Source organism: Citrobacter sp. R-1.5.2 (genome assembly GCF_035064245.1).
Taxonomy (GTDB): domain Bacteria; phylum Pseudomonadota; class Gammaproteobacteria; order Enterobacterales; family Enterobacteriaceae; genus Citrobacter.
In genome coordinates this window covers 1-24,027 of sequence record NZ_JASEYC010000021.1, presented here as the reverse complement: position 1 = coordinate 24,027, position 24,027 = coordinate 1, and the positions used below count along the sequence as shown (strand labels likewise).

The 24,027-nt window shown below is 44.8% G+C and carries 21 protein-coding genes and 1 pseudogene; 15 read left to right on the top strand and 7 right to left on the bottom strand.

The genetic code is table 11. The annotated features are described in order from the left end of the window. Positions 1-587 precede the first annotated feature (587 nt). The 5 genes from QMN38_RS23790 (at position 588) to QMN38_RS23770 (ending at position 8,904) form a co-directional block, all read left to right on the top strand. Entirely contained in the window at positions 588-1,388 is an 801-nt protein-coding gene (locus tag QMN38_RS23790; RefSeq protein ID WP_000004208.1) for a hypothetical protein, read from the top strand. A gap of 1 nt (position 1,389) precedes the next feature. Continuing rightward, complete coding sequence (locus QMN38_RS23785) at positions 1,390-1,902, top strand: hypothetical protein (protein WP_001140952.1); 513 nt, start codon at positions 1,390-1,392, stop codon at positions 1,900-1,902. A gap of 591 nt (positions 1,903-2,493) precedes the next feature. Beyond that, complete coding sequence (locus tag QMN38_RS23780; RefSeq protein WP_000196727.1) at positions 2,494-3,540, top strand: thioredoxin family protein; 1,047 nt, start codon at positions 2,494-2,496, stop codon at positions 3,538-3,540. Then, complete coding sequence (gene trhH / locus QMN38_RS23775; protein ID WP_001257292.1) at positions 3,530-4,945, top strand: IncHI-type conjugal transfer protein TrhH; 1,416 nt, start codon at positions 3,530-3,532, stop codon at positions 4,943-4,945. The genes QMN38_RS23780 and trhH overlap by 11 nt, the downstream gene beginning before the upstream one ends. Positions 4,946-4,953: 8 nt before the next feature. Continuing rightward, positions 4,954-8,904 (top strand): conjugal transfer protein TraG N-terminal domain-containing protein, encoded by a 3,951-nt coding sequence (locus QMN38_RS23770; protein ID WP_000386160.1) that lies wholly within the window; start codon positions 4,954-4,956, stop codon positions 8,902-8,904. Positions 8,905-9,026: 122 nt separating this feature from the next. Here the strand turns inward: QMN38_RS23770 and QMN38_RS23765 are convergent, their stop codons facing one another. From QMN38_RS23765 to QMN38_RS23750, 4 genes are all read right to left on the bottom strand, one after another. After that, a complete protein-coding gene (locus QMN38_RS23765; RefSeq protein WP_000654195.1) occupies positions 9,027-9,533 on the bottom strand; it encodes a YrhA family protein in 507 nt (168 codons plus the stop codon). 9 nt (positions 9,534-9,542) lie between these two features. After that, entirely contained in the window at positions 9,543-10,604 is a 1,062-nt protein-coding gene (locus QMN38_RS23760) for an HNH endonuclease signature motif containing protein (protein WP_000902297.1), read from the bottom strand. A 123-nt stretch (positions 10,605-10,727) separates the two neighbouring features. Continuing rightward, positions 10,728-11,285: an HAD domain-containing protein gene (locus QMN38_RS23755; RefSeq protein ID WP_001371950.1), complete on the bottom strand. Its 558-nt coding sequence runs from the start codon at positions 11,283-11,285 to the stop codon at positions 10,728-10,730. Between the two features lie 82 nt (positions 11,286-11,367). Further along, positions 11,368-11,907: a lytic transglycosylase domain-containing protein gene (locus QMN38_RS23750; RefSeq protein WP_000494968.1), complete on the bottom strand. Its 540-nt coding sequence runs from the start codon at positions 11,905-11,907 to the stop codon at positions 11,368-11,370. A 147-nt stretch (positions 11,908-12,054) separates the two neighbouring features. Between QMN38_RS23750 and QMN38_RS23745 the strand changes: the two genes are divergently transcribed. The 3 genes from QMN38_RS23745 (at position 12,055) to QMN38_RS23735 (ending at position 13,677) form a co-directional block, all read left to right on the top strand. After that, positions 12,055-12,804, top strand: coding sequence for a thioredoxin fold domain-containing protein (locus QMN38_RS23745; protein WP_000720274.1), 750 nt, complete (start codon positions 12,055-12,057; stop codon positions 12,802-12,804). A gap of 24 nt (positions 12,805-12,828) precedes the next feature. After that, positions 12,829-13,221 (top strand): hypothetical protein, encoded by a 393-nt coding sequence (locus tag QMN38_RS23740; RefSeq protein ID WP_000843243.1) that lies wholly within the window; start codon positions 12,829-12,831, stop codon positions 13,219-13,221. A gap of 195 nt (positions 13,222-13,416) precedes the next feature. Continuing rightward, entirely contained in the window at positions 13,417-13,677 is a 261-nt protein-coding gene (locus QMN38_RS23735; RefSeq protein WP_001439466.1) for a hypothetical protein, read from the top strand. A gap of 59 nt (positions 13,678-13,736) precedes the next feature. Here QMN38_RS23735 and QMN38_RS23730 read toward each other — a convergent pair whose 3' ends face one another. Then, positions 13,737-14,192 (bottom strand): hypothetical protein, encoded by a 456-nt coding sequence (locus QMN38_RS23730; RefSeq protein ID WP_223230168.1) that lies wholly within the window; start codon positions 14,190-14,192, stop codon positions 13,737-13,739. Between the two features lie 262 nt (positions 14,193-14,454). Here QMN38_RS23730 and QMN38_RS23725 point away from each other — a divergent pair, with 262 nt between their 5' ends. Next, entirely contained in the window at positions 14,455-15,264 is an 810-nt protein-coding gene (locus tag QMN38_RS23725) for a DsbA family protein (RefSeq protein WP_000031378.1), read from the top strand. Positions 15,265-15,309: 45 nt separating this feature from the next. Here QMN38_RS23725 and umuC read toward each other — a convergent pair whose 3' ends face one another. Then, the gene (umuC, locus tag QMN38_RS23720; RefSeq protein ID WP_001371894.1) at positions 15,310-16,563 is read right to left on the bottom strand and encodes a translesion error-prone DNA polymerase V subunit UmuC; all 1,254 of its coding nucleotides are present in this window, start codon (positions 16,561-16,563) and stop codon (positions 15,310-15,312) included. Continuing rightward, entirely contained in the window at positions 16,553-16,987 is a 435-nt protein-coding gene (umuD, locus tag QMN38_RS23715) for a translesion error-prone DNA polymerase V autoproteolytic subunit (protein ID WP_000111290.1), read from the bottom strand. The genes umuC and umuD overlap by 11 nt, the downstream gene beginning before the upstream one ends. 193 nt (positions 16,988-17,180) lie before the next feature. Between umuD and QMN38_RS23710 the strand changes: the two genes are divergently transcribed. From QMN38_RS23710 to QMN38_RS23685, 6 genes and pseudogenes are all read left to right on the top strand, one after another. Continuing rightward, a complete protein-coding gene (locus QMN38_RS23710) occupies positions 17,181-17,789 on the top strand; it encodes a hypothetical protein (RefSeq protein ID WP_000926374.1) in 609 nt (202 codons plus the stop codon). Between the two features lie 153 nt (positions 17,790-17,942). Continuing rightward, positions 17,943-18,296: a hypothetical protein gene (locus QMN38_RS23705; protein WP_000769182.1), complete on the top strand. Its 354-nt coding sequence runs from the start codon at positions 17,943-17,945 to the stop codon at positions 18,294-18,296. Positions 18,297-18,518: 222 nt separating this feature from the next. After that, positions 18,519-21,854 carry a hypothetical protein gene (locus QMN38_RS23700; RefSeq protein WP_000502666.1) on the top strand — a complete coding sequence of 1,112 codons (3,336 nt, stop codon included), beginning with the start codon at positions 18,519-18,521 and terminating at the stop codon, positions 21,852-21,854. 564 nt (positions 21,855-22,418) lie between these two features. Further along, a complete protein-coding gene (locus QMN38_RS23695) occupies positions 22,419-22,934 on the top strand; it encodes a hypothetical protein (RefSeq protein WP_000228894.1) in 516 nt (171 codons plus the stop codon). An 84-nt stretch (positions 22,935-23,018) separates the two neighbouring features. Continuing rightward, entirely contained in the window at positions 23,019-23,510 is a 492-nt protein-coding gene (locus QMN38_RS23690; RefSeq protein ID WP_000636790.1) for a hypothetical protein, read from the top strand. 442 nt (positions 23,511-23,952) lie between these two features. After that, positions 23,953-24,027, top strand: a pseudogene (locus tag QMN38_RS23685) (hypothetical protein); the annotation flags it as partial.

Here is a 24,027-nt window from a genome sequence, read left to right as displayed (position 1 = left end):
CATCGCTACCCCCTAAAGTTACTTTTGACAGAATGACCATTGTGGATTATTGCTTTTGATAATGTGCATTGCTCTATTAAAGTTATACATATATCTAGTGCCACTTTTCCAAAAAAAATGACCCTATGGAACTTTGTCCATAGTGACACTTTTATAAAAAGTGACCCTATGACGACATTACATAGGGTCACTTTTCAAACATAAGTGACCCTATGTGAGGCATTCATAGGGTCACTTTTCTTTGTTTAGTGATCCTATGTAAGCATGAGGTTGATGAAAAGTAAAAATGTCAGTTTATGACGGTCAGTGAAAGACGTCGTTATTCTAATCCAACGTTGGGAGGGGCTGGATTTAGGTTTTTTTTTAATCGCTTCACATTTCGTTAGCATGCGCAGGAATTTTTGATAAAATTCTGGTTAGTTTGGTTAAAAAGTGTTACAAGTAAGCGGTGTGGTTGAAGGGATAGATTTAAGGCTTATTCAAGCCTTAAGAAAATACTAAAAGTTACTTTTCACCCTACCGAACACCTAACAAAAAATCCATGTTGAAGATTTGAACAATTGTAATGGCGCAAGGACAATCAGCACATGTCAGAATCTGATAATTTAACTCGTAGCTTACTCGGTAAACTTTTCCGCACTGAGATTTCGCTTATTCGTAGTTACCGTGCATTTTTAATGTTATTGCCTGTGCATGGATCTTCTGCATATCAAACTGGGACTCCTCTTCTCCAGCGTCGCCTATTTGGGAAAGGATTTAGTACAGCCGCTGATTTAGCTTTTGAAGTGGAAACACGTCCAGGTAGTTTTTTGGTTCCGCGTACACTCGGAAAGGAAATTACATGGGAGAGGTTTTTTTCTGCGGTCTTGGACGGTGATTCCAATGTAATTCGTGAATATGATACAAATGATATTGACTATGGTATTTACGATGCCGGTGAAAAAGTGACTTTTCTGAATGGTACAGTGGATATCTATAATCCCAAGAAGATTCATGAGTTGCGTTCTAAATGTGTTGATATACAGAATGACTACTTTATGCAGGTGTTCTTTATCTCAATGCTCGCACCAGAGTTTGTAAGTATTTTCTTTGGTTTAAAACCAACTACAGCTGATGCTATTAAAGACATTGGTTATTCATCGTTAAAAACAATTAACGATGTCGTTCTTTTCCCACGTACAATTGCTTTCTCACAAGGGCATATTGAAGAGAGTGTTTCACTTAAAACGAAAGTTTTTGCCTGGGCTTATGAATTGTCTGCTGACATCCGGTTAGGAAAAGTTAGTGATGATTTGATGGAACTATTACGTTATGACACTATGTTCACCAGTCACCGTCAGGATGTGTTCAACACTTTAACAAATAAAGTTATGTTAAAGGATTATTGATATGGCAAAGGTCGATCAAACAAAAGCTAATGCTCTATTGCGAGCAGCAAGAACTATGTCGCTTGGGGCAAATAAAAATACAATACGAATTTTGTACGGTAATCATGTTGCTGAAAATATCGATTTTGAGCCTGGTGCAAAAACAAAACTCAAAAAAGGTATCCGGGGCTGGAGCAAACGCACAGATAACCGCCGAGCCTTTTCTGCTGTTATTGATGTCGCAGTTAACTATTTTGGTTTTGATCCAATAAATCCGGAAGCGAGTTTTCGGCAAATTGACTTCAACCGAATAATGAGTGTCCTTCATAATCTGGGATACTTTGTATGCGCACCGGAAGTTAATAAAATAATAGAAATCCTTACTTCTATGAAAGAAATTGAAGAACTAGGTGCCTGCGAAAAATGTAAACGCCCATACATTGTGCCAGTGACAAATGATGCTCATTGTCCACGTTGCAGATTATCTTCAACTGCTTCAGCCATAGAGAGGTATTCTCAAGAAGAATTAGATTAAATTTAAAAAAGATATCGCGAAACTTGCCTTGTCTGAATCTAAATATTGACTTAAGTCAAATTCTGTTGTTTGCTTTACAATCAAATATTAGTTACAACTTAAATATCAACTCTTGACAAGTAAAGATATAATTTGATTTTTCTTTATTCAGTTTTTCTTCGTTCCAAAAATGTGCACCTTTTTTTCTGTTGAAAACGTAAAACTACTTAGGTTCTCAAAACCTTCTATGCATGACGACTTCTTAATCGCTTTCAATTAATATATTTTATATTCTTGTCTAAGTTCGCTTCTTTGATCCTTAGCTATTCCTTTTTTGAAATATAGAAACAGCATTACTTGTGATGATTTTTTTCAGCTCTAAATACACCTGTTTTCAAAGCAATATTTGCTTTTAGATATTCGATAAAACCATGTTTTTGTTACACCGGATTTTTGACAACGTGCAAGATGGATGATCTTTCCATCACCGAGACTATCTTCTTAGTCAGCACTCCTTTTCCGTCCTTTTCAACATAAAAACGACCATGCTATACGAGCTCTAACCTTTTTTTTGTATGCCATCATAACCGCATCAGAAAAGGAGAACGGTCTATGACTCGTATTGCATTAGCGCCTTCAAAGATGGTTTTGCTTATGTCTTTGGTAATTACTGGTGCCCACGCCAGCCCTGAGCAACCCCTAATAAAAGATACGCCCTTTGTATCTGGCCAGGCTTATAAGAAGGGTTTCTTCTGGTATGACGATCCTGCTAAAAAAAGCGAAGCTGAAGAAGAAGAGGTTTTGCCACCAACCGGTGCTGCTAGCTCGCCTTCAAAAGAGGAAATGGTAGATTTAAATTCAAAATGGCTAAAAGAGAATATGCCTCGACTGTTAACGCAGGCAATGGATAACCCTACCGCAGAAAATCTATCACGTTATTACACGGCGCAAAGGTTAATGCTGGATATCAGTACGCGTTTTTCTGACAAATCAAAAGATTATTTTCTTAAAAACCCGATGATGTCTGAAAAACGCAGGCAACCAGTGGAAAAGGTGGCACTGGATGCTCACCGCACTGTTGTTGAAAAAAATCAGCAAACGGTAATGAAAGATATCTTTACTAAGTCAGGTTTATTTTTCTTTTTCCAGAGTACTTGCCAGTTTTGCCACGAAGAAAGCCAAATACTTCAATTTATGCAGAACTATTATTCGGTAGATATTCTTCCAATCAGTATGGATGGAAGGCCATTGCATAATGGCCTTTTTCAGGATTTTAACATCCCCAACGCACAAATTATTGATCAATTTAAAATTCGAGAGGTACCTACAATTTTCCTGGTTTCAAAGGATGGGACATCAGCTCAGCGCATTAGTGAAGGCATGATCTCCGCTGATGAATTAAAGAACACTATTATACTTGCCGCGAAGGGCATGAATCTGATCGATGACGCTTCGTTCCAGTCAACTCTAGATATTAAAAGGCAATATACCATCGGCGATGATGGCGTTATTACCGTTAATAAATCCGAAATGGAATCAGACCCATTCCTACTTCAAAAAATAATGGACCAAAAACTCGAAGGCTATGACATGCCTACGGCCGATCCGGTCAATTATCTCAATGCTGGCGGCAGTTTTGGAGGCACTTATGCGCAGTAATGCCGTTTTCAACTTCAAAAAGTTACTTTTGTCTCTTTCTGTTTGTGCTGCAATTTTAGCCCCGACTGCAAATGCAGACAACGCAATGCGTAACATTTTCAATGGCATGATGACGTCTACCAGCCCGGCCACCTTTTCCACAGCAACCCGTACAGGCATAGTTGGCGGGTCAATGTCTTACCGAACAACAAACGTTAATACCAACCTTGTTTCCATGTCGTTTCCAAAAGCTTCTGTCGGTTGTAACGGTATTGACGTTTTTCTTGGGTCCTTCAGCATGATCAACGGGGACCAGCTTGTGCAGGTGGCCCGTGGTATTGCCCAGGGTGCGGCTATCTATGCTTTTAACGTTGCTGTTTCAGCTATTTGTGCTGACTGTGCTGCAACGATTAATGACATCCAAAACAAACTGCAAGCGCTAAATAAATTTGCGAAAGATTCATGCAATGCAACTTACTCTTTCCTTTCTGAAAACGTGGGTACGCCAAGCCAGTTCGCTAACTCAGTTAGCTCTGGACCAGCCTCAATTCTGGGATCGATTAATGGTCTTATTCCTGATTTTGGCTCATCGATGACAAAGTCACCTGAAGCTGTCACTTCTCAGGTTAAAGCAAAGGATCCCGAAGAGTTCGCTGAAAAATTCAGTGGTAACCTCTTCTATATGTCGTTCATGGATATTGATAAGGGAACGATGAACATCGGAGGGGTAACGGAGTTATCCGGTTATAAACTGGCAGAACAACTTATGTCTCTCGTAGGTACTGTCATTATCAACTGGGATAGCAAAGGCGAAAAAGCGGGAATGGAAGTCCGCCCGTCTACCATGACTGTCACGGATTACATCATGGGGCCACCAGCTGGCGGATCAATTAAAATGCTCAAGTGTTCTCCGGCACCAGATCCATCATCCCCACGAAAGGCTCAGTGCCTTGTCATGTCAGAAGTTAATGACGGTGGTTTTAAGGGATTGAAGGATACCATTTCTGATCTTCTTTTAAACGTACAGAAAAAAATCATCAACGACGTTCGTGTTTCAGATGATGAATTACGCATTATCTCCTATATCGGCATCCCGACCATTATCGACTCTTTGCAAACATTCGAAGCACCGGAAGGGTACGCATACATTCAGGACATCAGCACTATTGCTGCGACGAGCCTCGTAATCAACATGTTGCGCCAGGTTGAGGCCAAAATTTCAACCATGAGCATACCGAGTGAGTCGCTGTCGGGTAAAAGGGATGATCTCAACCGATTAACAGACAATCTCTCAAAACAGGTTAAAGCCGCCTATGAGCTATCGCACAGCCAGGTCGGTACCAGCTCGGACGTCATTTCAACCTGGGATAACCGTCGCCTGCAACGGAAGGCTTTCACTGAAAGTATTCGTGGCACACGTAACTGAGGTCTGACATGGATTACAACATATATACCCTGGGTGATATTGATTTTGTCTGGTCGGCTTTTACCGGTATTGCCCTGATCTTTTCTCAATATACTGGTGTAAAAGAGTTCCTGACCACGGCCGCCGTTGTAGCAGGTGTGAGCCTATTCTATAAAACGTGGCTATGGCTTCAGGCTCCGACCAAAAATGAATTACCGTTTTTCTCCTGGTTTTTGGGGTTGATCCTTTTCATGATGGCAATGGTTCGAGTGGATGTAACTATTGAATCTGTAAAGTCGGGAGAGGTCAGAAACGTCGACGGAATTCCAATTTTTATTGCTGCGATGGCAACCGTCACCACTAACTTAAGCCAGGGTTTGCTGAAGGATTATAAAACAGCGTTTGATCCGCTTTCTCCGGTGGACCTGTCTGCAACAACTCTGGACGATGACATCACCCTCGGTCCGATGATCCGATTCGTGAAGTTTTTGCAATGGGGCGGCGATAGCCAGGGCTACTGTTCCGCATTTCCTGAACCGGCCAGCGGGCTAGGGCCAATGAACGTATGTGCTACCGTTCAGTCTCTTGCATACAACTGCCTGAAGGCTACCCAAAACTCAAGCGCAAATATTGCCGGTAAAGAAACTATTTTTAACGATATTTTCTCAGCTAATCTGGCAGATAGCATGGACCGGATTAATCAGGCGATGAAAGGCGCACTGAAGAATGCCTCTGCCAGTATTGTTGGCGCTAACGGTTCAAAATCTGGTACGTGTGATGAGGTCTGGTCAACTGTGAAACAGGTTACCAGTACAGCTGAAGCTCGCCAGACTATTTCCCTTATAGGACAGACAAACGGCATCCTTACTCCAGACGAAGCAAATGGTGCACCTACCGGCGCAAGCTTTACTGATGTTATGGCGTCAGCAAATGGTATGTACGGTAAGGCTATTGGTTCGTATGACGCCACCCTGAACCTGTTCATTATGAATGAGCTCAGAAATGGCGCAAGCAAATATAAGACCCCACTCGGTCTGGCTTCCGATATGCAGTTGTTTGAGGCTTCTCTGAAGCGAACCAACACAATGGCTTCACAGGGCCAGTTGTGGTTACAACTGTCGGGAGCAGCAATCGCATTCCTTGAAATGTTTGCTTATATGGTTGCTCCATTTGCTTTGCTTATGCTGCTGGCGTTAGGTGGTAATGGTGTTGCCGCTGCGGCGAAATATTTGCAACTTATCCTCTTCGTGAATATGTGGCCGCTTACGGCAGTAATGGTCAACGCGTATGTGAAGAAAGTCGCGACGGCCGACTTGGATACCTGGAGCACCCTCAACAGCCAGAATAATGCCGTCACGTGGATGGGACTCCCAGGGCTTGCGGAAACATACAGTTCATACCTGTCTGTTGCTTCCGCCCTCTATGCTCTGATTCCGGTACTCACATTATTCCTGATGACACAGTCGATTCACCCGATGATGAATGCGGTTAAGGGAGTGACCCCCGATGCGCCGGTGGATACTGGTCATGTAACGCCCAAAGTATGGGATGGCCCTAACAGCGGTAAATCTTCATTTGGTGACGTGACACGAACCGCCTTAACCAGTACCGGTCAGGGATACAGCGATGGCGGCGCAGTTGATTCAAGTAATTTCCGTCTTGGAATGTGGAATGCTGGTTCAAGTATCGCTAACAGCCAGGGACAAGGATCAGCTGTAACCTCATCAGTTATGAGTGCGGCAAGTAATTCATTCCAGGCTGGTTACAGTCAGATGAGCGAAATTGGAAGGTCAGGACAGTCGAGCCAGCAGTTCTCAACCAACCTGCAAACAATGAAGCAGATCTCGGATAAGATTGGTGCCTCTGTAGCAGAAGGTATTGCAACGAAACATGGGGTGAGTGCGTCTCAGATGGCCAGCATTGCTTCAAATGTTATTCTCAACGCTGGGCTTAATGGAGGTGTTGGAACTGGCAATGGAGCCGGGCTGAAAGCGGCTGTAGCAGGGCAATTGAGTAGCGGTGCATCTAAGACCAATACAGGCAGTGACTCGCTTTCAAATGACCTTTCAAAAGCAATCACGAATCAGCTTAGCCAGGATTCTGCGTTAACTGACCAGTTCAGTAAAGCGGCGTCTCAGGTAAGCAGCGATCAGATATCCAATACTAATGCGTTTAAAGAAGCATCGTCGAAAATGAACCAGGCGACACAGACGATGGCGCAAAATATTTCTACATCGGTTTCGACTAACGCAAGCTCCAATAGTGGAATGAGCCTTGATTCTAAACAAAGCATTAACCTGGACAGGTTCTCCGATTCTATTCGCAACAAAAACTTCAGTGATGATGATGTAAGGAATTTTGCTCGTAAGAATGGGCTGGATGAGAATGCGTTTATGGAGAAATTCAACTCCTATAACGATACCTTCAAGGCCAGTAATCAGCTTGGATCGCAGCTTCAACGTACTGACGCGCTTGTGGCTGCAACCCGAGATTTCAGTGAGCAAAAAATTGCGATTGATACCGCCCGGGGAGAGACGGCCGAAAGTAATAAACAGGATCTCCGTGAAACCTCCAGCCTGCTTAAAAGTCTGGTTTCCGACTTCGGTGGTAATGCACAGCAGCTGCTACCTATCACCAATCAGCTCGACAGAATTTCAGGTGACGGGTCAGGAATTAATACTATCACTCAGGCACAGGATAGAACTCCTGACAGCGTAAATACGTCTGGCGTGATGAGTGCGTCACGCGTAGGGGAACTGGGTGGAAGTGTAGATTCGCAGGCTAAACTCGGTCTTTCCTCCAACGCTCAGGACGCGACACAGCATGTCCCTGGAAAAAGTGAAGCTGGCTTTACTCCGTATAACCTTGATAACGCGGGCAAAGGCGATATTCAGGGAATACATAACAACAACGTGGGCCGCACTTATTCTGATGAAGAAAGGAATGTGCTTAATTCTCTCGAAAAGAATGGACCTGTACTGAATAATCAGGGTGTAGAGAAAGTCGTCAATTCGGGTCAGGATGTCAGAAATGCAGAAGGCACATTTAACGATCTGGAAAAGGTTGGAGGTCGGGTGGTTGGTGATGGAATGGATCAACGAGCCACTGCTTTGAACAGTATGTATCAGAGCGGGCAAGTTCGTGGCTTATCTAATAACACTGATAACTACTTTAGTCGTGTTGCCAACAACCCGAACTTAAGCCGGGACGATAAGCGAGCTGAATTGGCACAGCAAGCTGTCTTTACCTATGGTGCCAGCACCATGGCTACCGGTGCCGAAAGAGAGCAGCTCAAAGCGGATACCCAGAAGATCCTTAATGAACTGGGTAACTATAACGTTAACTGGAGTATGAATGACGTTAAGAGCATCCATAGCAGTTTCAACACTCATAACAGAGCTGATGGTTCACTTGAGTCAGTCGTACGGGCAAACCTGGGAGAAGGTGGGTCGGGCGGTGGTCTCGTTGGTAACCGCACTCAGACCGTCACAGATCGCTTGGTTGGGGAAAAGATAGAGGCCAACACTGAGCGGGGCGCGATTTCTGGTGCGCTACTCGGGGGCCAGCAATTTGTTTCGGATACGCTAACCAGCGTTGGGGCGAAACCGGTAAATGAGATGCTTACGGGAGCGGGCATCCTTCAAACCCAGACATCGATAGCAAATGATGCCTCTAACCCTGCAAATATGCCTGATTCTCTCCAGGGTAAAGTCCTTAATCACATGCAGATGTCTGATGGCGTCGCAGCTGTAAGTGACCGGTATCAGAGTATTAGCAGCGACGGCGTTTCGACTTATGCGAATGCAGCGCAGAACTCTGAAAGGGCTATCCGGCAGCAATTGACGGATGACCCACGCTTTGGGCCTCAGAAAGCAGATGAATTCATTCAGTACATGAAGTCAGAGCTGAGCAACACAAATGAGCCTTACCAGTCACGTGTCGATAAAGCGGATCAGTGGCTTAATGAAAATAAAAAATAAGGGAGGTTGAATATAACCTCCTGAAATGACTATCAATAGATTGTAAATTACTGCTAAACAATTAAGGCCGCAAAGTATGTGTTTGCGGCCTTTTTTTCAGAAGTACCGCTCTTGCGGAACATTCAACTGACGGTTTGAATCAGTGAAGACAAAAATCTATCAAACTCTGTATGAGATTCAATAACATAATCAGTAGATGCTTTGTCTCTTATCTGAAAGCAGTCGTCTGCAAAACTATAAGCGAAAAGTGACATGCCATCTTCTCCGATTAACACCTTATCAGTGAGATTTGGGTCAACGTAGATTTCATTGTCTCGTGCTTCAAAGTTGCGTATGTAAATATTTGACCACAATAGATTTTCGTTCTCTGCCTGAACAAGGTTATAAAACGTAAGTCCGTTGTACTCAAAACCATCCATAGCATTAAACACTTGGGCATAATCAAGCCTGGTTTTAATGAGTTTCTGTATATCTATATAGGCGCTCTTTTTGTGATCTGCCCACTCCACTGGAGGCGGATTGCAGATTAAGTCTTTCAAGACTTCCGGGGCTACCGGGCTGGCTAAAGGGTAGTGATCTGCAACCATCAACCTCTTTAAGCTGCTGAGTAGTTGAGTTAAATCTTTCATGAGCGCCTCTTACTTTCCTACCGGGTAGATAACACCGTTCGGCGATGGCCATAGAACTTTGGTGCTTGAATTATACGGTAGATCCTTCGTAATGATGGATTGTGCTTTCGACAGTGCTGAATGGTATGGTGAATTCTGAATAAGTACCAGGTTGTCTATAGCGTTTGTGCCACCATCATCAAGAGGGATCTTGTGGTGAACCTGCCACCCAGAGGGGACCTTGCCTGTTGCAAGTTTCATCAAATCGTTAGGTTCAAACGTAGCCAGGGCATCTGGGTGGTCTGAAAGTGATTTAAGGAAGTTAGGGCGTACAGTATTGTTGAATTGTCCACGGAGAGCTAAATATTCAGCTCTGTCTCGGCGCATGTAGTTCAATTCGCTAACATTCATATCATCGAGCAAAACGTGTGCTTTTTTGTACTTGCCGAGATAACTTGTCAATTCATCCGCAGACCTTGGATTTCGGATAACCAGAAGTGAAGCCGCTGCAACCAGCATACCTGAAGTTGTTTCGTTCAATACCTGGTCATAGCCTTCAACAGCTTCGCCGCCAAGTTGTTCAGCCGTATGTCGAAATCCCTCCACATTTCCATTATAAAGCCCGCCAGCTGCGAGAAGACGACCAGCCGCTTTGGAATTAATGGTTTTTGTTGATTGGGCGTGCTGTGCTGGTGTCGTTGATCGAACGTAATACCCCGGGCGTTTCAACTGACGAGAGATGATATCGCGCAGACGGGTAAAGAGGGACAGGGGCAGGTCATTGCGTAGGTTGCCATTTGATATAACCCCCGGCCCGGCATTGCCGGTTATGTCTTTTCTAAGCAGAACGATCTTACCGTATCTGATGTCGTCAAGCGTATCGCGGTAAGCGAGCCAGGGGCGTTGATGGTGGAACTGGTGATACCGGCTGACAAACTGTGTATATCCCTGCGGTAAATTCCATTCCTGAATAATCCGGTTTGGCAGGGCGGTATCTTCGAGGTCATGTACCGCCGTGGCCGGATGTATGATGTGGGGAATATCCTCAAGGTATATGTCATCCAGTGACTTAGCCTGACAGTGATGCAGCATAATGTCCCTTTCTTGTCGAATTCATATGAGACATTATTGCGTATGGTATAAAACAATCAATCCTAAAGTGGATGGGCGTACGAGATCAGCAGTGACAGGGTAAAAGGAAAGTTACTTTGTTCATCAGCGTCCCATGAGCTGATGGTACCTTGCGTTAAGAGCTGCAAGGTCAGATTCGGTGAGGCCCGTGTAATAATCGGTTTTGTGCAAATGCGGATAACCGGCCGGAAATAATGATTCGTCGTCATCAAGGCAGATAAATGCTTTAACTCGATGTGAAAAGACAAAGTCCTCACACTCGGCAGCCCGCACACCAGTCTGTCCGTGTTTTAAATATACCGAACCGGTTGCACCTATGATTTTGTCTCTATAAGGCACCCGGAACAGAGATTTCAGATAACTTGTATTAGCGCACTCACGCCATGAGCTGGAGATAACAATCACCATGGCAGGGCAGTTATCCAGCAATTTCTCTAACAGTGGCATTCGCTCAAAGGTTTCATTTTTACACCTGTGGCAAACCCCATCGAAATCTAAGAAAAGCACGACATGCGAATCAGGGAGAGGGGCCCATAAACCAGCTGTTGTTTCTTCATGAACACATACTTCTTCATGATGAGGGTTTTTCTGGATCAAGAAAGAAGAGAGAATCTTAAATAAATTTCTTGCAGAAGAAGACAATATATTACTCCTGAGTCAGTGTGAAATATTTGTGGTGGTTTACCCAAGCCACTCGATGATCTTCTGTAATATCGGGTTGTATTTATTTAACAACAGGAGTCGGGTTTTGCTCCGGGACATTTTTAGCTATATGGCCATTGTATCGAGGAGGTTGCTGGGTCCATTGATAAAGCTCACCCATCCCGTTACGCTGCTGGATCCGGCGATTGTACTTTACCATGAAGTTAAATATGTACTTTGCACGTACCTTTGGGGTTTTGCTGTTGTAATCTGCAATCCCTTCAAACACATTGCCCTTGCGATCAACAATTTTTCTATAGAGCCACCATGTTCCAACCCAGAAACTTGCGCAAGCATCGTAAGCCAGAACCCGCCACGTTACCGTCGGGAAATGCTTTTTTATTTCAGGTAGATTGGATGAGTTGATCTGCATTGGGCCAATATCATAAGTGCCGTTAGTATTCCTGCTGAAAGTACCAACCTTACCGCCTTCATTGTCAAACAACGTAAAAACCAGTTCAGCATCAATTCCGAAGTAGCGGGCGGCATCCGTAATGCACTGAGTGTAAATCTCATCAGGAACGGGAATAGGTTTCACATCATCTGCTGGTGGTGTAAACACAACGATTTCTCCACTGAATCTACGTTTTATCTATTCTCCCATATATCTATCGACTTTCTTTCGGCTTTACCCGTTGATTTAAGCGTTTAAGCAAAATTCTGGAATTTTGGGGCGTGATAATATTAGTGCTCGATTTAAGGAGCGGAAATGAAAAAAATTATTAAGGCATCGGTATTACTTCTTTCATTAAGTACCGCCTTCACGATGAATGCCGAGCCGGTTAATACAATGGTACTGCCAGATGCAGCCCGGGATAAGCTCAAAGCCATTGGGCTTTCAATCGAGCACGTCGAACCCTCGCCAGTAAAAGATATTTTTACGGTGATTTCCAGGGAGGGGGTAAGTTACGTGAGCAAAGACGGAGATTACATTTTTACCGGAAGCTTATTCCACGTGAAAGGTAAAGATGTGGTAAACACCACTGAGCAGGCCATTTTAATGGGCGTCCGGGAATTCGCATCCAAAACAAAATCCATCGACTACAAATCACCAAACGAAAAATACCGGCTTGCTATCTTTACCGATATAACCTGTGGATACTGCCAAAAACTGCATCATGATCTGAAGTCTTATCTTGATGCCGGTATTTCGATTAAGTTTCTTGCATTCCCACGTGCAGGACTGAACTCGGTAGTAGCCGGGAACATGGCCAAAATCTGGTGTTCAGCAAAGCCAAACGAAGCTCTGGATGCAGCGATGAATCCGGTTTCAACTATCCCGGAAGGACGTCCTGATGAGGCTTGCTTAAACATTATCAAATCGCATTTCCAGGTGGCCTCAACAATCCCGCTGCAAGGTACTCCTACCATGGTGACACTAAGCGGCAAACCGCAGTTATTTACGGGGTGGCTGAGCCCGGAAAACCTGGTGACCCAAATGGGCGCTGCGCAAAAGTAACTTTTCCGACTGTAAGAGGTGTGTATGAAATCTACTTTACTGAGTACGTTAATGCTGGTTGCTGTAGGTGTACAGCCCGTTTTCGCTGCACAATGTCAGTACGGAGCCTGTGGAACGGAAAACGATCCCGGAATCGGATTTCTGATGTCATCGGTACAAATGGATAAAGGTGAACATCTAAAGGAACTCTCTGGTGTTGCGACCACAGGTGACACCATCTCTAAAAAGATGGAAAGCTACCTGGGAAATAAAAAGCTCAAGGTAAACACCGACAGTACCCGCAAGGGGCCGGGTAATACCACCATCAGGCCTACAGATGAGCTCGCCCCAACGAGGCAACTAAAAGTTATCCGGCCCGAACTGGTAAAAAATCCCGATTCGCAGCTCGTGGTAGCTTTCAATGAGCGCCTGGCCTGATTTATTGACTGAGAGCGTCCAGAAGGAAAAAAGATGTCGATACTCAGTAGCTTCGTCATCAGAGCAACGGGGATACCTGACAAAAAGTATCTCCGGGATCCCGTAATAAAACGTTGTTATAAACGTCTGAGTCGTAGGGTGCCTGCTCTAATGACGGGGTGGCTTCTGTGCATTCTGGGTTCAGGGTATGTCAGTATGGCACTGGAACAGCCTGATAGCACTGTATTACTCAGTCTGCTGCTGTTGTATGTTATGTCAGGCATTTTACTGATGCAGTTCCAGTATATGTATTCAGAGCGAAGCATAGGCTACAAGTTCTACCTGGAAGTGCTTATGAATGCAGCTGCCAGTACTCAACATAAAGAACAGTTACAGTATCTGTTCATTAATAAGCCCAATTCCATCACGATGGGCGATCTTTACCGACTTTATGATTTTAATGGGGGAGGGCGATAGCCACGTTAATGTGCGTGTCCAAAAGTCACTTTTGAACATTCTCTTCCCGCCGTCTGCTTTCAGTTCCAGGGGATCACTGCAACATAATTTCCGGAACGCAGCGGCGCATCAAATTTATCAGTAAAGGCGTCGATCATTGCTGAATAAGCAATGCTGTCTGACGGCACAGGTGCATTGCTTTGCATACTCACTTTCAGAACCTGCTTTGCTCCTTTCGCTGACGGGTATACCTCGACATCCAGCTGTCGCATATAGTGCATCTGCGACATCGTCTCAGTGCCTATTACCCCATCGACTGGCTTGTAGTCATAGTCAGTATGCAATTCGCCATGCTTGTCAGTTCTCGTTGTCTTTTTATCTACAACGTAGCCTGTCACCCCAGTAAGAAGCTGCTCGCTATACTGCATGTTCTCCTGTGAGCTGCTGATTCGGAACCTGAGCACATAATCTGGCTGGTGAGTGGAAATAATGACTCCTTTTTTTGCTAATCCATCAGCAAAACGGCCTGAAAACATTCTGGACTGAATACTTTCGTCCGGAGGGACTATCTGAAACCTTTTATTTGTAACAGGACGAGGCATTAGATCGTACGCATCTACCTGGTTTGCGAAATGATATCCGCATCCACTCAAAAGCATTGCGGTTGTGAGTATAAAGCCCTGCCTAATCATCCTTTAATCTCCAAAAAGCATTGTTTCACGAATAATTCCGATTTACCGGGCCAGTATAATCCATCGCAGGTTAATAACTAACAGGCTGAAAAGCATAAAGGTAGCTATGTCTAAAGAATTTTATTTAAAACCGATGGCCACGATTTTAATTTCTGCGGTTATTGCTACCGCTGCCTCGGCGTTAATCACGGCAACTTATTTTAAACCGAAGGTGCTCAGTGAGGAAGAAATTGGCAAAATTGCCGCTACTTACCTGGTAAAAAATCCCCATTATTTAGTGGAAGCAGGTAAGGCGCTGGAAAATCAGAACGTGAGTGCCTCAGTGGAACGAATAATTCCATATGCGCCAGCTCTGCTGGATACCAAGGAGACGCCAAACATCGGCCCTGATGACGCCGACGTCGCGGTAATCGAGTTCTTCGACTATCAGTGTATTTACTGCATGCGGGTTACACCTGTTGTTGAATCGGTAATGAATCAGAGCAAAGATGTAAAATTCTTCTTTAAAGAATTCCCGATTTTTGCCGGTTCAAAACCTGTATCTGCCATGGGGGCCGCTACGGGTCTGCACGTCTATCAGAATTTCGGTGCTGAAGCCTATCGTAAGTACCACAACAACCTGATGGCTGTGGCTCATACCTTCATGACCTCTCAACGCAAATTCGAACTCACTGACTTTAATACTGTGGTGGAAAAGTCAGGGTTTAACAGCACGTTTTCTGACAGGGAAAAAAACCGGTATGAAAACGTGATCTCCGGCAATATGCAGCTGGGCGAAGCGCTCGGGATCACCGGCACACCCGGTTTCATCATTATGAATATGAAAAAGCCGAATGCGGCGACTACCACATTTATCCCCGGGGCTATGGACGCAGCAACTTTGCAGGGCGCAATCGAAAAAGCTCGCGGGGCCTAAAGTTACTTTCACATTTGATGAGTACGGCCATGCCGGTCATGGCCGCTACGCTTTTACAACGAGTAATTCATCCCAGCGGGTCGTATATCTCGGTGATAGCATGGCCTGCTTCATACGAAAATCCTGTTGAATGCCTTCCCCCAGTAAAAACAGAGCTCCGCGCTTTTCTTTATTGAACCGGTCCATAACTTTCATCAGTGCCTGACTGCCAGGCCTGGCCGGGCGAGTATCAAACAGGCTGAGTTGCTCTGTGCCGTCAGTCATAGCGGAGAGCATTACCCCTGCTTTCGCATACGCTATCCCGGGTCTGTAAATGCGGTTCAGGATGGTCATGGCTGCATCAACCAGATCGCGGGTGTCCTGTGTAGCGGTAAGCGGCTCGATACCACAATTGCTGTAGCGGTTTTCACCTTGCGCATAATTGCTACTCTGAATGAAGACTGTGATTTGACGGGTCCACGAGCCATCCTTGCGCAGCTGCTCTGCCGCCCGGGCGGTAAAAAATGAAACTGCCTCATGTAGCTTGCCTATCTCATTAAGGCGCTGACCAAAACTTCTGGAAACGATAATCTGTTGCCTGACAGGAGGAGACTCGTGCAGCCGGAAACATGGTTCGCCATGCAGTTCCCGCCAGGTACGCTCGATTTCAACGCCAAAGCTTTTACGTAAAAAGCGAACGTCGCTATTATAAAAATCACCGGCAGTGATGATCCCGAAAGCCGACAGGCGTTCACTAATCTTTCGACCAATACCCCATATTTCTCTGGTACTGATCAGGCTCAGGAGCTTCCTGATCCTGGCCTGATCAGTCAAAACTACAACCCCGCCTGTAGCTGCCCATCGTTTGCTCGCATAGGTGCATAATTTAGCGAGGGTTTTGGTGCTTGAACAACCCACACCACAGGTAAGGGACAGATTATGAAGAAGTGTACTTCTGATCAACCGGCCGTAATCTTCATAATCTATTATCTTGTTCATGTTTTTCAATAACATGAAATTTTCATCTATGCTATATCGACTCGATTGAGGCGCGAAGCTTTCCAGCGTTTCATGGAAGCGATTTGAGTAGTCTTCATACAAAGTAAAGTTAGAGCTCCGGACTTCGATCCGGTGTTGCTGAATCAAATCCCTGCACTTAAAAATTGGGGTCCCACGCTTAATACCAACGCTTTTAGCCAGTTTATTCATTGCAATGACGGACGAATCGTTATTGCTGGCTATGATGAGCGGCTTTTTTGACAGCTTGGGATCCATCGCACACTCAAATGCCGCATAGGCTCCGTTAATATCAACGTGCATGTACATGGCTGAACTGATTCAGTGCAAAGGTGACGACGCCCCATATCTCAAGGGATTCAGGATTTACACGTATCGGCTTATAGGCTGGATTAGAAGGCATCAAAAGCAGCTCAGGATACGTGTGTAAGATCTTTACCGTAAACTCTCCATCCACCAGCGCAACGACGATAGAGCCGTGTCGTGCTGTTAAAGACCGATCCACAACCAGTATTGCTCCATCATTGATACCGGCATTGATCATACTGAGGCCCGCCGCCCTGACAAAGAAGGTTGAGGGGCGGTTGCGGACTACATATTCATGCAAATTTAATTCATTATCTTCATGCCCGGCGCACGGACTCATCACTCCACAGCTTAGTAAATCACTGAAAAAAGGTGCCATTTCGTAAGGCTTGTTGCTAATGTGCTCAAGGATAACAGACATAGCTACACTCGAATTCTTGTACTGTATGTATAAACAGTATTGCGAGTTGAAGAGAAAAGATCAAATCTCTCCGGTAACGCTATCAAGCCTGACGAAAAATTAAGCTTTATCATAAACATCAAAAACCATCTTTTACCGATAATGGCGAGCTGGCCTACGAAGAAGGTATACAAGCTAGGATGAAAGGATTCTGATGCTCCTCCCACCAAATTTTTTATCTCCTGAAGACCAGGCTGAGTACGATGCTTATATGGCAAGGTTCAGCGAGGTAAATCACTATTATGAGCATTGCACTGTCCCCGTGATTGACTGGTTTTTTAAACAAGCAACCGAGGCGCTGCATCATGGTCTATGGTTACCGGCCTGTACGAGCTTTCTGAATGGGATCGAAACATCACTCAGGGTTACGCTGAAGTTGAAATCAACTGTTAACGTTCAGCAGTCAGTTCCTGTACTGGTGGACTTAGATGGTACGTCAGTAATGAGTAACGCTTTAATGCGAAAGGCTAAGCAGGAAGGGATGCCGATAGAATTACTGTCATTTCCAGCCGAGAAGAATATGTTGGCAAAGATAGACGCTGGTAAAAAACCTGAAGCAGATATCGTCAGGCTTAGAAATAGTCTATGCCATGGCAACATTCTGGAGTTCATTATGAGTGTTAAAGTCGGTTCTCCAGATCCCATACGAATTTTTACTCCTGGTAACTGCTGTGGTTTAGCGCTTTTACTTTCGGCCTTATCGAAGAAATGGACGGTAGGCTTGCATCAATACTGGATCGACAACAATCTGACGTCCTGCTGAAACCTCATAAATCATGCCTACTAAAGTCACGTGCAAAAAAACGTTGTAGCATGATATGTTTAAAGTCAAAACAGTGGGTTCTATGTTTTGACGGCAAACATGATATAACTAATACTTCATAAGTAGATATCAATAGTCATAATGGAGTGAACTATGAAATTAAAAAATATTCTGCTGTGTGCGATGATGTCAGTCGCTTTTGGCTCCTCTGCTAATACTACACATAAAGTTGAAAACGAACCTATCCCAAACATTATTCTTGATGGTAAGGTTGATGATATTTGTAAAGATGCAAGCATCCGAACTGAACTTAATCATGATAAAGCAAAGGAACTGGTAACCACCAACCTGAAGCAGGCATTACCATTAAATACGGTACCGGATAAGTTGGATGAAGTTGCAGAAGCCTTTGTAAACCGCGACAAAGGCGCTTCAGAAACAGCAGACCATTGCCTTGTTAATGTACGTAATAAATACTGGGAAATGTATCCCTCTGAAGATAAGTAGCATTTATTATTAAAGGCTTCACTTAAGAAGCCTTTTTTAACCCTTTGCGAAACCTGCTTTAAAAGCAATGCGCTATTCATATCTAAGAATCTATTTAATTAATGAATAATAGTGGACGGATTCATTTCTAGTGAATGCCGAAGTTGGTGTTTTTTGAGTTATTAGACGGTAAGTGCAATCTGGTATGATTCACCTAACATACGAATCTGGAAGGAAAGGTATATGGGTGACCTGGTCAGCAAAAATAACATTGACCGTTTAGAGCGATTTCATTCTTTGCTGGCGGGTCAGTACTGGACGTCCACTGACAGCATCCCTGAAGAGGGTATTGTGGCAGGGGATACGCTGCTCATTACGTCTTTGCGTTACGTTGAAGATAAGCTGCACACAGTGATTCTACGCGCCCATCCCCGCGTTTACGGTCAGACTGTAGCTATTGTCACTGAAGACAGCAGCGGCAACCGTAGGGAACGTGGCAAAGAAATGCGAGAGCATCGCTTCCTGGTTAAGGATTTTCTGTCCAGTTTTGTATTTGAACCCGACCATAAGGTAATCCGGGATGCTGAACTCAGACAAGCTCAGGAAGAAGTGAATAGCCTACAGGCATCGCTTACAGCCCTCGTGAGCGATGCTCAGGGGCTCCGTGACCTTGCGATTGAGCAATTAGGTACAGATGACCGTGAAAACCCTGTGACGGGCCTTAGCGTTGCGTTAGTGCCCCCACAAGAGCAGCAGGCGGTAACCTCACTGGCGATTGGATCAGTTCAAAATGCTCTGTCCTCTGGTATTTCAGATACCCGCATTGAACAAATCAGAGAAGCGGCCTTAAAAGAAGGGCAGATCAGCACAGCCATCAGCAAAATCATCACACAACGAACGCAGGCAATCGCTAATGCCAGCAAAAGAATGCTGCCCTATTTCGAGGAAGTTGCAGCGGCAAGTCTGGCCACTACAGAAGAAGCCATGGAATATGTGAAGAAAATCCACGATGGCGTTGGCAGTCTGGAACTGTATACCGGCAAAGACGTTGAGGTAGTGAATATCGTGAAGGGTGAATCCGCTCCATCACACCTCCCGCTCCAGGTCGTTCAGGCAAAGCTGATGGTGGATGAAGAGCTGGCCGTATGGTGCGATCTCGATAGCTGGTTCGACTTCTCTGATATGGAAAAATTTCATGAAACTTTACGAACCAGCCCCGGGCTGGTGGAGCAGATTTTTCCGTCCGAACGTTCCATCGTATGTATGGCCACAACACGACGTTATATCGATTACCGCGATCCCTGGGAAAATCATGTCCGCAATGACAGGAACCGGGTTGTATTCCTTCTGGTCCGGGACGGTCAAAATATTCATCAGGTTTACTCTTCGGTAGAAAGCCATCTTGGGGCTTCGCAGCTATTCCCTTCCGCCAGCGAACAGGAAGCACATTTCCAGGGGATTGATGGCAGCACCATAAAGTTTGAGGACGTCAGTTATACCGACCGACTGAAGCAGCATGATCTTATGGCACTTCACTACCGTCGTTTCCTGATCCTTATCTGCGGCCTCGATCACCGGCTCAAACTATTTGGTGATTTCTATGATACCAATACCCCTTACAGTTTTCTGAGCCTTGAGTTCCAGGAACGGTACTTCCAATTTCTGCACGACAAAGACGGTTCTGGCCTTTTGGGTATGGCTGAGACACGGCCGTCTCTGCAAAGTTATCTTGAACAGGCAAACTCATGCCTTCAGTCCGGATCCCGGGTAATGTGCAACTGGGATTCGTTGATGAACCCAGTGACAGCACCAGGAGCAGTTCAGGAAGACAACAGCTACTCTGGCTATAAATGGCTTGGGAGAACCCATAAAAACTATGAGCCGGTTATTGCATTCCGTCAGGGAGACGATATCTGTGTCAACGCAACAGTAAACAGATACTCAACGGATCGAGATTTCAATTGTAAGGTGAATTTGTCTTTATTTAAGGAGTCCAGCAGGAATGATGCTGAACTGGGTTTCCTGTGCATGGATACCATTAAAGCGGAGGAGCTCGAATGGTACATTCACAGACGTAAATTCAGGTCTAATCACCTGTTTTACATTCGCTTCTTCAAGATGGCTTTAAATTATATTCGTGCCGAGCGTGAGGCAGAAGAACCTTACCGGCAGATGCTGAGCCAGGCTCTGGCCGATGGAAATATTGGCCAGCCTAATCTGAGATCAGAGTTGATAGATCGATGCATTGTAGCCTGGCGAGCTGATAACAGGGGGGCGACGCTGGAAGCTGCCATGAGTACAGAGAAGGGCTCCAAAGAGCTCCTGAACCAGCTCTATATGCTCGCTGATGTGGGGCTCAAACATCTTCCCGGGGTTCGTAATTTTATTAGCAGCAAAGGCTATGAGCTGGTCAGGTTATCGGTAAATGCTTCAGGGAAACTTGTTGCATATGCCGCACCAGCAAATTTTGAATGCGACAACCGGATGGAAGGGCATGCCTGGGTTCATCGAATGGTACTTGCTACATCCCGAAATGTCTTAAACGTCACTCATCAACGTTTTGCGAAAATGAAACACTTCTTACCAGCTGAAAACACCCTGTTCGAAGATGAACAGCTGGTGGCCACATGGTCGGGCAAAAAGACTGCTTTCAAAAGCTTCGAAGAGAAGCAGCGTTATTTTGATACATGCTCCCGTGGCGCTCAGGCTCTTAAGCAGTTTTTAAAGCTGAACGATCCGGTGATTTACACCAATCTGCTTGGCCAGTGGATTGAGGCCTATGAAAGTATCAATGAAACCAGTGAGTACGTACAGCAAGTAAGCCTAATGGCTCCTGTTGCGGTCAAGAGCGAAAAAGGTAAAGCCAGCCTCATCTATATTGGCACTAAAGACCTGGCCGACTGGTTTTATCAGAAAGCGCCGACACCCGAGTTGCAGGCGCTGTTCCTTGAGGAATACCTGTCCAAATTTGAAAATAAAGAGGTCAATAAAGAAAAGCTACTTTCACGCAGAAATACCGCTCTGTCTCTCAGTTTTTACACCATGGACAACGGGGAAGTACCAGATGAAATCCTCGTCACCAAATCAGTTGATAATGCCAGACGGTGGTATTCAGGAATGTTCACAAGCATGCCAACGATGTTAAATGACCAGTGGTCCTGCCATGTTGCGCATTTTTCCCGTAACGGAAAACTCTATTTGACGCCTGATCTGGTCACTGATGAAGGGGAACCTGGTTTTGATGAAATACTCGGGTATCCGCGCCCGGAGGGGCTGGTACCGGTAACCGTGTGTGAGTTTGAAATTGACCACTTTAACCGACGTGGCATTGATGCGAATGGTGATAAGGTGAATATTACACAGTGGGTCGATATTTATCAGGGTGAGCGTGAGGTTACGGAACTGCTGGGGCCTATTTCTGAAGAAGGGGTGAACATCAAAACCTACAGGATGGACACTCTTGAGCAGGCGATGAAAAACATCTCCCGGGGCTCGACGCGCCTCAGACCGTCAACGGAGAATAGCGAGTGGCAACAGCCAGCAGAAGGTGTGAGCCGCTATGTACTTCGGTCATGGTAAAACGCGGGGGCAGGTGCCATCAAAACATCAAACAAAAAGCCATTACAGGCTCAAAGACCCCTTATCGCTCAAATTTGAAAGAGATAAGGCTTTATGATGGCAACGAGGATTATCACCCATCTCGCCGGAGTAACTGGCATAAAAATTGTTTAATCTTTATGCCAGCGCTTCGGCATTTGCTGGCAAGGAGACAGTGTTGAAAGACCATATCGTACCCCCACGAAAAACTAGCGCGAGTTTATCTTATCAACTCAAACGTATTGGGCGCATGCTCCTTCTTTTACTGAGCTTGGCTTTTATAGTTTACGGATTCGTACTGGCTTTCCATCCGCCGCTAACAACCTGGCTACTTCAACCCGGTGGACACTTTGCCCCAGATGACCGATTCATACTGGTTAGTGTTAAGGTTCAGTTTACAACCGGAATAATGGGGCTAATTGTTTGGCGCTTATGGTAAAAGTGGCAAGCAATGATGGGAGAAGGATAACGTTGCTCAGCTCAATCCGGTTTACTGATTGCTTAAATAGAAGGCAGTCATGCCTACATCAGAAAGGAGAAGCATAGATGGTAGAAGCACGTTATCAAGGCAAGCCTGTTAGCAGTCTTCCTGAAGAAGCTTTTGCTGAAGGGTTATCGCGATCCGGTTTAAGCCCCGTTCTGCTACTGGCATCCCCGACCACAGTACCCGTTACCACGGATGAGCGCTGGTGGCTCGCAAAGGAAAACGTGTCAGGACATTACGGCAGGATTTTTTATGCTGCGGTGCGGGAGTTGGTCATAAGGTCGGATATCATCTCAGTAGTGAGAAGTATTGCAGATGAGAATTTCACGTCCGAACATATGGGGTACTTCGAGCGACTTACCTCTGATGAAAAAGAAGTCGTGTTTAGTGATTACCTGCGCACTCTCGCTGAAGGCGGTCTTACCTGCACTGAGAAGAATCTCGTCAAACTGACGCAAGATTTATACCCGATTGATGCAACTCCTGACAACATTAGAAAGCTATCCACGGACAGGGATGCACTGAACGAACTACACATCGATGGTATGGTACTTTTTATTACCGGCCCTGCGCTTTGATTATGGAGATAATACATGCGGTGTTATCCCTGTTAAGGGTTAAGGTAACATTCTTCTAGAATTACAGAAAAATAGAGGTCTAACATGATAGTAAATAAAAACAGGTTTATGCATAAAAACGGGAAAAGGTTTAAGTCCATCGGAAGGTATTTAAGATTTTGGCAAGCAGTAGCGTCCTCTGGTTTACCCATGGACATGGTAATACGGGAAAAACCATATCAACTTATGGTCGCTTTGATTGCTTTATATACGGCCATCCCTGTTGTTACAATAGTAATTTTATCTGGTCAGCAATCGCATAAGTTGGAACTAATTGCTGTGCATTTCAGTACAATTATCACGATGGTGTTTGTTTTGCGTCGAAAGATGGGGAAACGTTGGCTGGATTTATTTGAAGAAAAATTAGCCATTTATAAACCTAATGATAAACTCGCGCTTAGCGAATTACACGAAAGCATACGTGAGAAAAATGGGCTAGACTTGCAGGATTTACAAGATTGGTACTGGAAAGAGAAGATGACATATGAGTATCACAAAGAACGTAAAACAACTATAAGCTATCAAAAATTCAAGTAGCGTTTTAAAATGACAGGGGAGGGCTATTGTGATTTATTAAGTCGGCAAGGTTATTAGGTAGGGGTGTTCAATATGATAAATTCTTCGAGTGAGGTTATTTCAAGAGTTGTTCTGGGCCTTTGAGATAGCTAATTATCATTACAGACTTTATCGAAAGGTATGAATTATGAACATTACCGACAAAGAACTTAGCTCAAATACAGTGAGACAGTATGGATGGAACTTAGGAGAGTTCAATCACTCAACGCCTTTTACATCTCATTTTATTTATATCACCGACTATCATAAAGATAATACATGGATGATTTCACTTTCGCAGGAGGATTTTAATACAACCAAAATTTTAACATCGTTAAGTCTAGGGAAGGTGCGAACAAGTTCCTGATATGAGATCATCATATTCATCCGGAGCGCATCCCAGAGGGACATCATGAGCCATTAACTCACCTTCGCCGATAGTGAATTCAGCACTAAGCGCCGTCAGACCCGAAAAGAGATTTTCCTCTCCCGCATGGAG